Annotated in this window: 9 protein-coding genes and 1 pseudogene; 4 read left to right on the forward strand and 6 right to left on the reverse strand. The window is 73.5% G+C overall.

From position 1 onward, the window contains the following. Nucleotides 1-271: 271 nt before the first annotated feature. Both ACU6P3_RS30805 and ACU6P3_RS30810 read right to left on the reverse strand, forming a co-directional pair. Nucleotides 272-658, reverse strand: a pseudogene (locus ACU6P3_RS30805) (hypothetical protein); the annotation flags it as partial. A gap of 383 nt (nucleotides 659-1,041) precedes the next feature. Next, nucleotides 1,042-1,809, reverse strand: coding sequence for an MgtC/SapB family protein (locus ACU6P3_RS30810; protein WP_447195086.1), 768 nt, complete (start codon nucleotides 1,807-1,809; stop codon nucleotides 1,042-1,044). A 311-nt stretch (nucleotides 1,810-2,120) separates the two neighbouring features. Between ACU6P3_RS30810 and ACU6P3_RS30815 the strand changes: the two genes are divergently transcribed. Next, on the forward strand, nucleotides 2,121-3,254 hold the full coding sequence (locus tag ACU6P3_RS30815) for an acyltransferase family protein (RefSeq protein WP_447195087.1): 1,134 nt from the start codon (nucleotides 2,121-2,123) through the stop codon (nucleotides 3,252-3,254). A gap of 251 nt (nucleotides 3,255-3,505) precedes the next feature. On the opposite strand, the gene ACU6P3_RS30820 is transcribed toward ACU6P3_RS30815, so the two are convergent. Beyond that, complete coding sequence (locus tag ACU6P3_RS30820; protein WP_447195088.1) at nucleotides 3,506-4,468, reverse strand: UbiA family prenyltransferase; 963 nt, start codon at nucleotides 4,466-4,468, stop codon at nucleotides 3,506-3,508. Nucleotides 4,469-4,685: 217 nt separating this feature from the next. Between ACU6P3_RS30820 and ACU6P3_RS30825 the strand changes: the two genes are divergently transcribed. Genes ACU6P3_RS30825 through ACU6P3_RS30835 form a run of 3 tightly spaced genes read left to right on the forward strand, consistent with a single transcriptional unit; the run spans nucleotide 4,686 to nucleotide 7,307 of the window. Continuing rightward, on the forward strand, nucleotides 4,686-5,738 hold the full coding sequence (locus ACU6P3_RS30825) for a type III polyketide synthase (RefSeq protein WP_447195089.1): 1,053 nt from the start codon (nucleotides 4,686-4,688) through the stop codon (nucleotides 5,736-5,738). A 25-nt stretch (nucleotides 5,739-5,763) separates the two neighbouring features. Further along, nucleotides 5,764-6,294 (forward strand): isoprenylcysteine carboxyl methyltransferase family protein, encoded by a 531-nt coding sequence (locus ACU6P3_RS30830; protein ID WP_447195090.1) that lies wholly within the window; start codon nucleotides 5,764-5,766, stop codon nucleotides 6,292-6,294. Then, nucleotides 6,291-7,307, forward strand: coding sequence for an NAD(P)/FAD-dependent oxidoreductase (locus tag ACU6P3_RS30835; protein WP_447195091.1), 1,017 nt, complete (start codon nucleotides 6,291-6,293; stop codon nucleotides 7,305-7,307). The genes ACU6P3_RS30830 and ACU6P3_RS30835 overlap by 4 nt, the downstream gene beginning before the upstream one ends. 161 nt (nucleotides 7,308-7,468) lie before the next feature. Here the strand turns inward: ACU6P3_RS30835 and ACU6P3_RS30840 are convergent, their stop codons facing one another. The 3 genes from ACU6P3_RS30840 to ACU6P3_RS30850 all read right to left on the reverse strand — a co-directional run bounded on the left by ACU6P3_RS30840 (nucleotide 7,469) and on the right by ACU6P3_RS30850 (nucleotide 12,533). Then, a complete protein-coding gene (locus ACU6P3_RS30840) occupies nucleotides 7,469-8,725 on the reverse strand; it encodes a DUF4032 domain-containing protein (protein WP_447195092.1) in 1,257 nt (418 codons plus the stop codon). A 152-nt stretch (nucleotides 8,726-8,877) separates the two neighbouring features. Continuing rightward, the gene (locus ACU6P3_RS30845; protein WP_447195093.1) at nucleotides 8,878-10,623 is read right to left on the reverse strand and encodes a TIGR03767 family metallophosphoesterase; all 1,746 of its coding nucleotides are present in this window, start codon (nucleotides 10,621-10,623) and stop codon (nucleotides 8,878-8,880) included. A 371-nt stretch (nucleotides 10,624-10,994) separates the two neighbouring features. Then, nucleotides 10,995-12,533 (reverse strand): FGGY family carbohydrate kinase, encoded by a 1,539-nt coding sequence (locus ACU6P3_RS30850; RefSeq protein ID WP_447195094.1) that lies wholly within the window; start codon nucleotides 12,531-12,533, stop codon nucleotides 10,995-10,997. Nucleotides 12,534-13,201: the final 668 nt, after the last annotated feature.

Consider the following 13,201-nt stretch of genomic DNA (forward strand, 5'->3'; position numbering starts at 1 on the left):
CTCGGCCGTCCGGTCCGAGTCGTCCGGTTCCGGCCGTGCGGCGTCAGCCGTAGAGCCGGCCGAACTGCACGGTGTCCCCCAGGGGATCCCCGCTCTCCGCCGACGGGGCCGCCTCGCCGGGGAGTCCCACGTGCTCGCGGGCCGCGACCGGTTCCTGGTGCGCGATCCGCGCGTACGGCGCGTAGGGCGTGTGCGGCGTGCTCAGGACGGAGGCGGCGACGTGCCACTCGGACCGGACCGGCTCCTGCCGCGTCGTCGACGCCGGCCGCAGCGGGCTCACCCGGTTCATGCGCAAGGCGTCCACGGATTCCGCGAGCAGTTCGTACTCGGTGGTGTCGTCCTGCGTGGCGACGCGGATGAGGCGTCCGGCCGCCAGGTGTTCCGCGACCGTGTCCTGGTGGGCGATGTCGTCGCGCCAGTTCCGGAGCGTCGTCGGCACGTCCGGCACGCCGTCTGCCACGGGCGTGAGCGCGTCGGCCGGAAAGCGAGGGTTCTCGGGGCGGGGGTCCAGTCGCTCCGCTATCCAGGTCGCGCGGTCGCGCAGCCACCACAGGGCGAGGGCCAGCGTGGGGGCGCGATAGGTGCCGAGGGGGACGCCGATGCGTTGTCCGCCGCTGATGCCGTACGCGGTGACATGGCAGAGGAATTCGTCATGCACGGCCGCTCTCCTTGCGCCGTTCTGTGGGGCCGGTGGTGCGGTGCGGAGCCGGTGGTGCGGGTGGGGCCGCGTTTCTTGTGCCGTGACGTGCGCGGTGCGTCGGGTGGGCCGCCGGTGGATCCCCGGAAGCGTGGAGATCGTCCTCGGATCGCCCGAACTCACAATGATGGGTGGTCTGTTGACGTTCTGTCACGGTGCGGTTCCGGCCAGAGGTAGGGCCGTTCCCGCCGCCTTCTGGCCTGAATGTGTCTTCCCGCACCCTCCGGACGGTGCCGCGCGAAGGCGAGCGGGGACACCCTGGCCGCGTACGGACGGTGTTGTCGCCGGCCCCGTGCGCGCCGGCGCGGGGGCCGGCCGGCCGAGTCGGCGCCCTGTGAGAGCCGTCACTCGGCACCCTCCGACCTGAGTGACGAGACGCTGAACACCTCTCCGAAGTCCGCGATCTCCGCGACCAGACGGGGGACGCTCCCCGTGCCCTCGATGTCGACGTACACCGTGGCCGTCCGGGCGTCCGCCAGGTCCACGGCCGGGCGCTGCTCCTCGTCCGGATCCCCGGCGACGCGGTCCACCCGTATCTGCACCACCTGGAAACCCTTGCCGGTGACGTACTCCAGGAGCCGGGTCATCACGCCCGTGCCCATCCGGTAGGTCAGAATCAGCCTGGTCTGTTCCGCCGAATTGAAGGCGGGAATGCGCCGGGTCAGCCAGGGATAACCCTGGATGACGAGGAAGTGCACGAGCGTCGCGCCGATCGCCAGCAGGATCAGCCCGCCCCCGCACGCCATGCCGATGGCGCAGGTGAGCCAGACCGTGGCGGCGGTGGTCAGGCCGCGTACCGCGTCGCGCCGTACGAAGATCAGCCCGCCGCCGATGAAGCCGATCCCGGAGACGATCTGGGCGGCGACCCGGGTGGGGTCGAAGGAGACGTTGTCCAGGTCGAGCACGGCGTTGAAGCCGTGCTGCGAGACCACCATGAACAGTGCGCTGCCGACGCCGACCAGCGTATGGGTCCGCAGACCCGCGCTCTTCTGCTGCGTGGCCCGTTCCGCGCCGATGAGGGTCGACAGTACGAGCGCCAGCCCCAGTTCGGTGAACTGGCGGGTGCCTTGGCCCGCTTCGAAGTCGAACAGTGATGTGGCCAGATCGAGCAACCGAGCCTCCTCGTCGTAGCGCGACGCCGGATGGACGGACAGGTCAACGGCAGACCGATGGTAGGGCGAATGGGGGACTGTCGGATACAGGGCATCCCAAGGAGGGGCGGAACGGGACGGCTGCCGCGAAGCGGGGCAATCGGTGCGACTGCGCCGGGCGTGGTGCCGGGCACGTCATGACACCCGGGTGAACGCCGGAGGGGAAACCTCGTTAGGGTGCCTCGAATGGTTGCTCCGCTCACTCCCCCCGCATCCCCGTCAAGAGGCGTCCGCACCGTCCGCGCCGTTCGCGGCTTCCCCCAGGAGGCCGGATGTCTCACCTGACCGACCAGTCGTCGCTACGGACCGCGTCGGACGGCGGAGCGCGGGCGGCCGGGACGGCCGCCCCGGCACCGGCGGCGGACGCGCGCCCGGCCAGGACCCGGGACGCCTTCTTCGACAACGCCAAGTACCTGGCCATCGTGCTGGTCGCCATGGGACACGCGTGGGAGCCGCTGCGCGACGGCAGCCGGGCGGTGTCGGCGCTGTACATCGTGGTGTACACGTTCCACATGCCGGCGTTCATCATCATCTCCGGCTACTTCTCGCGCGGTTTCGACTTCCGGCCGGACCGGGTGCGCCGCCTGATCACCGGCATCCTCGTGCCGTACGTCGTCTTCGAGGTCGCCTACAGCCTCTTCCACCGGTACACGGACGACGACCCGTCCATGCCGATCAGCCTGCTGGACCCGTGGTACCTCACGTGGTTCCTGCTCGCCCTCTTCATCTGGCGGATCTCGGCGCCGGTCTGGCGGCTGATCCGGTGGCCCGTCCCCGTGGCCCTGGCCATCGCGGCGCTCGCCACCACCTCGCCGCAGATCGGGGACGACCTCGACCTCCAGCGCGTGCTCCAGTTCCTGCCGTTCTTCGTGCTCGGCACGTGCCTCAAACCGGAGCACTTCCTGATCGTGCGGCGCAAGGAGGTGCGCCTCCTCGCGGTGCCCGTCTTCGCCGTCACCGTCGTCTTCGCCTACTGGGCGGTCACCCGGATGAACATGGCGTGGTTCTTCCACCGGGACAGCGCGCCGGAACTGGGGGCGCCCTGGTGGAGCGGCATTCCGATGACGTTCGCGCTCTTCGGCTGTTCGCTCGTGCTCACGGCCTGTTTCTACGCCTGGGTCCCGGGCCGCCGCACGTGGTTCACCGCGCTGGGCGCGGGCACGCTCTGCGGCTACCTGCTGCACGGCTTCCTCGCGCAGAGCGCCGGAACCTGGCACTGGTACGACCCGAAGTGGCTGCACCAGCCCCTCGGCGCGGTGTTCGTCACGGTCGTCGCCGGCGTGGTCGTCACGCTCCTGTGCACGCCACCCGTCCAGCGCCTCTTCCGCTTCGCCCTGGAGCCCCGGATGGCCTGGGCGTTCAAGAAGGACTCCCCGGAGCGCACGGCGCGGCGGCGCGAGGGCTGACCGAGGCGGCTGTCGGACGAAAACGCGGACGAAAGCACGGGGGCGGCGGGACATCCACTGTCCCGCCGCCTCGCCGGCCAGTGAGTTCCCGGCGACGGAACGCGGCCGGTCGAGCCATCGGCGCCGCGCCGACCGGGGCCGCGCCGCCGGGGCCACCGAGCCGAGCCGGGCGTCGCGCGGCGGCCATGACACCGGCGCGCCGCGGAGCCCTCCCCGCTGTGCTGCCGCTCACGCCGGGAAACCGCCTGACGTCAGGATGCCGGGGCGGCCTGCCACCACAGCAGCCCGACATTCACGCCCGCCACCACGATCGCGGCGAGGAACGGCATCCTCGGGCGGTCGCGGCCCAGCAGCGCCCCGCCGACCGCCACGGCCGGCGCGACGGCCGCGGCGACCACGGCCGCACCCTCCGGCGCCCCCGGCGGCCCCAGCGCCAGCAGCAGCGTGGCCGCCACCAGCGGGGCGGGCAGCAGCACCCGTACCGCGGCCGGTCCCAGCCGCTGGGGCCAGCCGCGCACCCCCGTGGCCAGGTCGTCCTCGATGTCCGGCAGCACGTTGCCCAGGTGCGCGCCCACCCCCAGCAGCGCCGCCGCCGTCACGGTCCACCAGTCGGGCCACGCCCGCCCCGGCAGCCCCAGCGCCACGAACGCGGGCAGGGAGGCGAAGCCGAGGGCGTACGGGAGCCAGGAGAACACCGTCGACTTCAGCCGTAGGTTGTACGCCCAGGCCGCCGCCACCCCCACCAGATGCGCCGTGCCCGCGAGCGCCCCGTACGCCAGCGACAGCGGTACGCACAGCGCCAGCGCGGCCAGCGCCGCGCACCGTACGGTCCGCGCCGTCACGGCCCCGCCCGCCACGGGCTTCGCGCCGCGGCCCACGGCAGTGTCCCGGGCCGCGTCCACCGCGTCGTTGCTCCAGCCCACCGACAACTGCCCCGCCGCGACGGCGGCCGTCGCGAGGGCGCACCCCCCGGCGTCCTGTCCCGCGGCGACGGCGAGGCCCGCGGTCAGCAGGGTCACGGCGGCCGCCGGACCGGGGTGGCACGCCCCCAGCAGGGCGCGGACACGCCGCGCCGCGCGAACGCCGGACCCGCCGACGGGCCCCTGGTCCGGCCGGCCGTCCGGCCCGTCGGCCGGCGTGCTCGGGCCCGGCGCCGGAGCCGGGACCGCCTCGCGCGCCGACCGCGCGCTCCCCGTGCCGTCGGTGGTGTCCACCGGGCCATCGTAGGCACGGAGTTCCCGCCCGCCCCGGCGCGCCGCCCCGGTACGGCCGGACGTTCAAAAAGCCCGCCGCGCGGGTCCGTACAGGCGACTTCGCGTGTGGCACGGCCACACGAGGGCAGGGATGTGTGACGGCGTATCGCACCCGGCCGGCCTTCGGTCCCGGCCGGCTCTCGCCCCCGCCCGTTTCCCAGACCCGGGACATTCTCAGATGACACGGATCGCAGCCGTCCACGGTGCCCTGGCCCCGCATCAATACGCCCAGTCCGAGGTCACGGACATGATCGCCACGACCTGTCTGCCCGTGGGAGCCGACCGCCGGCTGCTCGACCGGCTGCACGCGGGGGCGGGCGTGAGGGCCCGTCATATGGCCCTGCGGCTGGAGGAGTACGCCGGTCTCCAGGACTTCGGCGTGGCCAACGACGCCTTCCTCGACCTGGCGGTTCCGCTGGGCGCCGAGGCCGTGACCAGGGCGCTGGACGCGGCGGGGCTGGCGCCGCGCGATGTCGACCTGCTGATGTTCACCTCCGTGACCGGCATCGCCGCGCCCTCCGTGGACGCGCGGCTCGTGGGCCGACTCGGACTGCGCCCCGACGTCAAGCGGATCCCGGTCTTCGGGCTCGGGTGCGTCGCGGGCGCCGCGGGCGTCGCCCGGCTGCACGACTACCTGCTCGGGCACCCCGACGACCTGGCGGTCCTCCTCTCCGTGGAACTGTGCTCGCTCACCTTCCAGCGCGAGGACCTCTCCCCGGCCAACATGGTGGCCACCGCGCTGTTCGGGGACGGCGCGGCGGCCGTCGTCGCGTGCGGCGTGCGGCGCGCGGCGGCGGGGCCCGCCGTCGTCGACACGCGCAGCCACCTGTACCCGGACACCGAGCAGGTGATGGGGTGGGACATCACCGGTTCCGGCTTCCGCATCGTGCTGGACGCGAGCGTTCCCGAGGTCGTGCGCAAGGGCCTCGCGGCGGACGTCGACGCCTTCCTCGCCGACCACGGGCTGATCCGCGACGACATCACGGCATGGGTCTGCCACCCCGGCGGGCCGAAGGTGCTGCGGGCCGTCGAGGAGTCCCTCGCCCTGCCGGCCGACGCCCTCGACCTCACCTGGCGATCCCTGGCGGCCGTCGGCAACCTGTCCTCCTCGTCCGTGCTGCACGTGCTGCGGGACACCCTCGCCGAGCGGAGACCACCGCCCGGCACACCGGGGCTGCTGCTCGCCATGGGCCCCGGGTTCTGTTCCGAACTGGTCCTGCTCCGTTGGTAGAACCCCTGGCAGGGGAGAGGAAGAGATGATCTGGTACACCGCGCTGGTCCTGGCCGTCGCCGGGGAGCGCGTCGCCGAACTGGCCGTCGCCCGCCGCAACGCGCGCTGGAGCCTGGAACGCGGTGCCGTCGAGCGGGGCCGGGGACACTATCCGGCGATGGTCGTACTGCACACGGCCCTGCTGCTGGGCGCCCTCGTGGAAGTACGGCTGGCCGACCGCCCCTTCGAGCCGGCTCTCGGCTGGGCCATGCTCGCGGTGCTGCTGGCCTCACAGGCACTGCGCTGGTGGTGCGTCCACACGCTGGGGCGGCGCTGGAACACCCGGGTGCTGGTGGTGCCGGGCCTGCCGCTGGTGACCGGCGGCCCGTACCGGCTGCTGCGCCATCCCAACTACGTGGCGGTGGTGGCGGAGGGCATCGCGCTGCCGCTCGTGCACGGCGCCTGGCTGACCGCGCTGGTGTTCACCCTCGCGAACGCGGCGCTGCTGACGGTACGGATCCGGTGCGAGAACCGCGCGCTGGCCGGGCTGCCCGCCGCGTCCGTGAGCGGTCCGTGATCGACCTGCTGGTGGCGGGCGGCGGTCCCGCGGGCCTCGCCACCGCCGTCCACGCCGCGCTGGCCGGCCTGGAGACGGTGGTGGTCGAACCGCGCCACACGCCGGTGGACAAGGCGTGCGGCGAGGGGGTGATGCCGAGCGGGGTCCGGGCGCTCGCGGCCCTCGGTCTCGACCTGCCACGCGGACACCCGCTGCGCGGCATTCGTTACGTACGCGAACCGGACCGCGCCGAGGCCGCGTTCGCGGACGGCCCCGGGCTCGGCGTCCGGCGCACGGATCTGCACGCGGCGCTGGCCCGCCGGGCCGTCGAGGCCGGTGTGCGGACCGTGACCGGCCGGGTCGGCGACGTGGCACAGGACGCCGCCTCCGTCACCGCGGCCGGGCTGCGGGCCCGCTGGCTGGTGGCCGCGGACGGGCTGCACTCACCCCTGCGGCGCCGCCTCGGCCTGGACGCGCCCGTCGGCGGGCCACGCCGCTACGGTCAGCGCCGGCACTACCGCATGCGGCCGTGGACGGACTTCGTGGAGGTGCACTGGGCGCCGGCGGGCGAGGCGTACGTGACCCCGGTGGCCGAGGACCTGGTGGGCGTCGCCGTCCTGAGCGCGGTGCGGCGCGGCTACGACGACCACCTCGTGGACTTCCCCGCACTGCGCGCCCGGCTCACCGGCCCGCCCGCGAACGCCGTACGGGGCGCCGGTCCGCTGCGCCGGCGGGCGCGCCGCCGGGCCGCGGGCCGGGTGCTGCTGGTCGGTGACGCGGCCGGCTACGTCGACGCGCTGACCGGCGAGGGCGTCGCACTGGCACTGGCCTCGGCGGAAGCGGCGGTGCGCTGCCTGACCGAGGGCCGCCCGCAGGACTACGACCGGCGCTGGCGCACGCTCTCCCGCCGCCACCGCCTGCTGACACACGGACTGCTGGCCTGCGCCGGCCGTCCGGCCGGGGCCCGCCTGATCGTGCCGGCGGCGGCGCGCGCTCCCGCGGTGTTCAGGGCGGCGGTACGGGCGTTGAGCTGAGCGGACGCCGTCCCCGGCGCCCGGCCCCTCGCGCGCGGGCGTCGAACAGGGCCTGGCGCTCCTCCCGACGAGGTTCGCCCCGGCGTGCCGCCCGGCAAGCCGTTACCCGGGCCACGGGCGGACCTTGCCGGTCGCGGCACCAGGAGCGCCGCCGGGGAAGATCACGGGGACAGATCGCCCGACGCCTCCGCGGAGCCCGGCGCCATCGCCTTCGTCGCACGCGGCAGCACATGCGCCACGTAATCCTCGATCGTCGCGTCGAGACCGACGTCCCGTCCCGCGTTCTCCGACAGGTACCACCGGTGCTCCAGCACCTCGTGGTAGATCTGCGCCGCGTCCATCTCCCCGCGCAGCTCGCGCGGCACCTGCCGGACCGTCGGCCGGAAGACGTCGCGGACCCAGCGGTGGGCCAGCACCTCGGGCCGTGCGCCCAGCGGGTCGCCCGGGGCGTAGTCCTCCTCGCCCGCCATCCAGCTCTCCAGGTCGTTGAGCAGCCGGCGCGCCTGGTTCTCCTCGGCGTCGAGCCCCGTCAGCCGCAGCAGCTGCCGCTGGTGGTGGCCCGCGTCCACCACCTTGGGCAGGAACGTGATCATGTCACCCGCCGGTGAACGCTCGATCTGCATCTCCGCCACGTCGAAGCCGAGGTCGTTCAGACGGCGGATCCGGCGGTCGATGTAGTGGCGCTTGCCCACCGGATACACGGACTCACGGGTCAGCTCGTGCCACAGGTCCTCGTACCTGCGGCAGATCTCCGCGCCGAACGGCACCGGGTCCACCGACGGATGCAGCGCCCCCGACGCCTCCAGGTCCATCAGCTCCCCGGCGATGTTCACCCGCGCCAGTTCGATGTCGTACTCGCGCTGGCCCGGGCTCAGACTCTGCTGGAGCTGGCCCGTCTCGGCATCCACCAGGTACGCGGCGTACGCGCCGGCGTCCCGCCGGAAGAGCGCGTTGGACAGCGAGCAGTCGCCCCAGGCGAAGCCCGCCAGGTGCAGCCGTACGAGAAGGACCGCGAGCGCGTCCATGAGCCGCTTGACCGTACTGGGCCGCATCGTCGACTCGAACATCGAGCGGTACGGCAGGGAGCCCTTGAGGTGCCGGGTGATCAGCGCCGGTTCCAGCGGCTCGCCCGAGGCGTCCGTGCGTCCCGTCACCACGGCCACCGGGTCCACGGCAGGGATGCCCAGCCGGTGCAGATCGCGCAGCAGCCCGAACTCACGCACGGCGCCCCGCTCGGATATCTCCTTCACCGCCATCACTTCGGCACCGGCCGACGCGAAGCGCACCACATGGCGGGAGATACCGCGGGGCAGCGCGACGAGACAGTCCTCGGGCCACTGGTCGAGCGGTGTGTTCCACGGCAGGTCCAGGAGCACCGCGGGCTGCTCAGGGTTGGTCGCGCTGATCTGAAGCGCCATCGTGCCTCCCACGGCTGTCGTCCGGGCGTCCACCACAGTGTGCCGAACGTCCCGGGCGGCCCGTGCACCCCGGGGGTACAGGGGCGCGCGGGGCACGGGCAGTCGCGGCGCGGGGGACCGGGGAGCGGGCGCGCGGAGCGGGGACGCAGGTCTCACCGGCGCAGCAGCAGTTCCGTGTTGCGGTCGGGCGGCGTGCCCGCCGGCTTGGTGGTGGAACCCGGCGCGTTGTGCGCCAGCTCCCGGTAGAGCGCGGCGAGGCCCGTCTGCGACAGATCCGTGAGGTCGGTGCGGTGCGGGGCCGCCGACTCGATCAGTGTCGTGAACAGCGACAGCGTGCCGTCCCCGTTGTCGGCGATCTCGATGACCCGGGCGAGCTGCGGGAAGTCGATGTGCGAGGCGGTGGAGATCTCCCAGAATCCGTCGCGCGGGGCGATCGAGTTGCGGTGGCTGTGCCCGTTGACCCAGGCGATCACATTGCGGTGCCGCCCCAGCAGGTCGAGGACCTCGTCGCCGTTGTGCCGCGCCTCGCCCGGCCGGCCGGGGGCCGGGTGCGTGTTGGTCATCGTCCAGCTGTTGTGGTGGCTGAGGACGACGACGTGGTCGTCCCGGTGCTCCACCAGCTTCCGCCCCAGCCAGTCGAACTGGGTCGTGTCGAGCGAGCCGGTGAAGTGCCCGGCGCGGTCGGTCGTGTCGAGGCTGATGCCGGTCACACCGTCCGCCATCGGGAAGGTGTAGTAGAGCGTGTCGCCGTGCAGGTTGGCCGGCGTGTAGCCGTGCCCGACCGGCCCGTTGCCCGCCTGTGCCGGGTTCAGGTGCGCGGTCAGGTACTGGCGCGGGGTGAAGGGCGCCCGGGCCGGATCGGGGGTGACCGGCCGCATCCGGCGCCTCGAGCGGCGCAGCAGTTCCACGAGGTGGGTGCCGGTGGGGTCGCTCCCCTTCGCCAGGACGGACATCAGGGCCTTCGCGTCGGCGTCCGGGATGTCGTACAGCTTCCGCGACCCGACGGCGAAGTCGGCGAGGAAGCCCGACCGGTCGGCGATGGCACCGCTGGCCAGCCCGTCGTGGTTGCCCGCGGTGGAGTACCACGGCAGCCGGAGCCCCGGGCTGTTCACGGAGCCGATGGCGGCGGCGAGGAATCCGTCGATACGGGGGTAGCCGAGCCGTTTGTCGGTGTCCCGGAGGGCGTCCTCCGGGTGCCAGTACAGCCGCTCGCCGGAGTTCTGCGGGCCCTCGTACTGCCGGGGGTCGCCGGTGTTCGGGGTGATCCGGCCGCCGTTCATCACGGTGAGGTACCAGTCCAGCTCCGCCCGGGAGTTGTTGTCCGTGTTGTCGCCGGTCGTTACGGCGAAGGACAGCGGCGCGCCGGTCGCCGGCCCCGCCGTCAGGGCGTTGATCTGCTCGATCAGCGAAACCGCGCCCTGCACCGTGAGCGCTTCCTGCGGCCGCCAGCCGGAGACCCCCTGCGAGCGGAGGTACTCGGTGCGCACCGGGTGCTGGACATCCACCAGGTGCAGGTCGGTGAGCTGGACGAAGGACGTCAGGACGGTACGGCGGCCGGCCCGGCCGGACCGGGGCGCCGCCAGGTCGTCCCGTACGAGTCTGGGCCAGCCGGGACCGTCGCCCAGCCGCCGGTAGGCGACGGAGGTGTCGCGCGGTGCGGCCACCGAGTCCAGGGTCGTCCGCGCGGGGATCGTACGGGCGGGCGTGGGCGGGGCCGAGGAACCGCGGGGACCGGGCACGGTGGGCGAGGCGCCCGCCCCGGGCGCGGCCGCGGCCCGGTCGGAGCCGCCGCCCGCGCCGATGGCCAGCCCGATCCCGGCGGAGATGCCCACCGCTCCGGTCACGGTGAGGAAGGAGCGCCGGTCGACGGCGGTGACTGCGGAGTGTATGCGTGACATGGATGCGGTCTCCCGAGTGCGAGCGCAGCGGTGAGCGCGCCGGGGCAGGGTCCCTGGCTACTCCTTTGATGCTCGACACTTGGTGTGGCCTGCGCGTGAACGACGCTCCAACGCGCGACACCCATCACCGCACAGGGATCACCGAGTCCGTGAAGCGTCGCCGGACCCACGCCGCCCGGACCGGAACTGGTCACTCACCGTTAACCGTGGCGGGAAGCGACCCCGGGAAGCGGGGTGATTCGGCCGATCCGGAGAAGAAAGAAAAACAATGTGCATAACCCGGGTCTGAGAGGGCACACGCATCGTGGAGCCGAGCTCGCGGCCTTCCCCCCGGGCCGCAGGAGCTCCCCCGGCCCCATCGGCGCACCCCCCTACGCCGGTGGGGCCGCTTCCTTGTCGTGGCCGGCCGGGGGAGTGCGGTCCACCAGAGCCGCCACCGCGGAACGGAAGGCGCCCAGGCGCTCCGCCGCCTGCGCCGCGCCGATCCGGGGTTCGTAGACCGCCGAGGGCCGCCACGGCGGTACCACCTCCTCCGGTGTGAGAGCGGGATCGAGCCCCAGCCGTGCGAGCGCGCCCGCTCCCAGAGCCGTGGCGTCCGGCAACGCCGAGACCTCGACGGGCCGTTGCAGCAGATCGGCCTGCGTCTGCATCAGCAGTGCCGACCGGGTCAGCCCGCCGTCGACCCGCAGGTCCGTCAGCGGCGCGCCGAGATCGGCCGCGGCGGCGTCGGCCAGCTCCACCACCTGGGCGGCGATGCCCTCGCACAGCGCGCGCACCAGATGCCCGGGGCCGGTCTGGAGCCCCAGACCGGTCAGGGAGCCGCGCAGGTCACCGCGCCACCACGGGGCGGCGAGTCCGGCCAGCGCGGGGACGAACGTCACCCCGCCGCTGTCGGGTACGGCCGACCCCACCGGATCCAGATCGGCGGCGCCGGAGATGACTCCCAGCCGGGTCAGCCAGCGTACGGCCGAGGCCGCCGTGTAGACCTGCCCGTCGAGGCAGTAACTCGTACGCCCGCCGAGCCGCCAGGCCACGCAGCTGACCAGACCGGACGTCCCGCGGCGCGGCCGGTCACCGGTCTGCGCCAGTAGGAACGCGCCCGTGCCGTACGTGCACTTGGCCGACCCCGGGCCCGTCACGTCCTGGGCGAGCAGCGCGGCCTGCTGATCGACGATCAGCCCGGTCAGCGGCAGTTCGGGGCCGAAGGCGGCGGTGGTGCCGACGGGCCCGGCCGTGTCCACGACGCGGGGCAGCCGTTCGCCGGACAGCCCGAAGACGTCCAGGGCCTCCGGTGACCACGCGGCGGTGTCGAGGTCCAGCAGCTGGGTCCGCCCCGCGGTCGCCGCGTCCGTGACGAAGGCACCGGTCAGTTGGTGGATCAGCCAGGAGTCGCTGGTGGTGACCACGCCTTCCCGGGTCAGCCGACGGCGGATCCAGGCCATCTTCGGCGCGGCGAAGTACGGGTCGAGCGGCAGCCCGGTCAGCTGTCGCAACCTGCCTGCCCACGGGGCGAGTTCGGTGCACAGCGACTCGGCGCGCCGGTCCTGCCAGACGATGGCGTCGGTGAGCGGCGTGCCCGTGTCCGGGTCCCAGGCGAGCACCGTCTCCCCCTGGTTCGCGAGGCCGACGGCCGCCACCCGCCGCCCCGCGTCCCCCGCGTCGGCGAGTGCCTGCCGTCCCGCGTCCAGGACGGAGCCGAGCAGCACGGCCGGATCGACCTCCACCAGACCGCCGGAGGCGTACCGGGGCGGCGCCGGGGCCGTACCCGTGCCGACGACCCCGCGTTCGGGGCAGATGACGAGCGCTTTGGTGGCGGACGTGCCCTGGTCGACGGCGAGCACCGGAAGGCCGGCCGGGTCGGCGGGGGAGCCGTGGACGGGCGAGAAGGGTGTCTGCTGGGCCGGCGACATGTCCCGTTTCCGGTCGTAGGAAGAGTCAGGAAGGAGCTCGGAAGAGGTGAGGGAAGAGGTGAGGATGGGTCAGGAAAGAGCCAGAAACGAGGCATGGGAGGAGAGAAGAGGGGCGGGGGGCGGGAGTGATCGTTGGGCGAAAGAGTGATGCAGGTCGGCGCGGGCGTCAAGGGTTTCCGGGGCGCGGTGGGGACCGTTCGAGCCATGCGGAGCGCGATCCGTGGTGCGCCTCATTCGATCAACGGAGAGTGGCGAAAGATCAGCAAAGTGTTCAGGTGCGGTCATGTGGAGCCCTACACTGATCGCCGAGCAGCGGCAGGGCGCACTGCGTCAGTGCGCCCCTGTCCGCGGGCACGGCCGGCCGGTGCCGCCGTGTGACGATCCCTTGGGCCACCCTCGCAACACCGCACTTCCGCAACGTCGTTGAGGAATCATGTCGACCATATTTTCGTCCGGGCGCCCTGTCGGCGGTGCCCGGCGCACGGTCCACCGACAGGCTCCGGCGTACCCGCCCGCCCCGAGACGTGCGGCGTCCGGGGAGCGGGAGATGCCCCCGGCGCAGGCGGCGTCCCGCACCCCGGCGGCCTCCGGGGCGGCGGACCGTACGGACTCCCGCACCCTCCGCCGCCCGGGTCCGCCGGGGCCGAGGGCGGCGGAGCGGTGTTAGG

It is taken from the genome of Streptomyces hebeiensis (assembly GCF_052983195.1).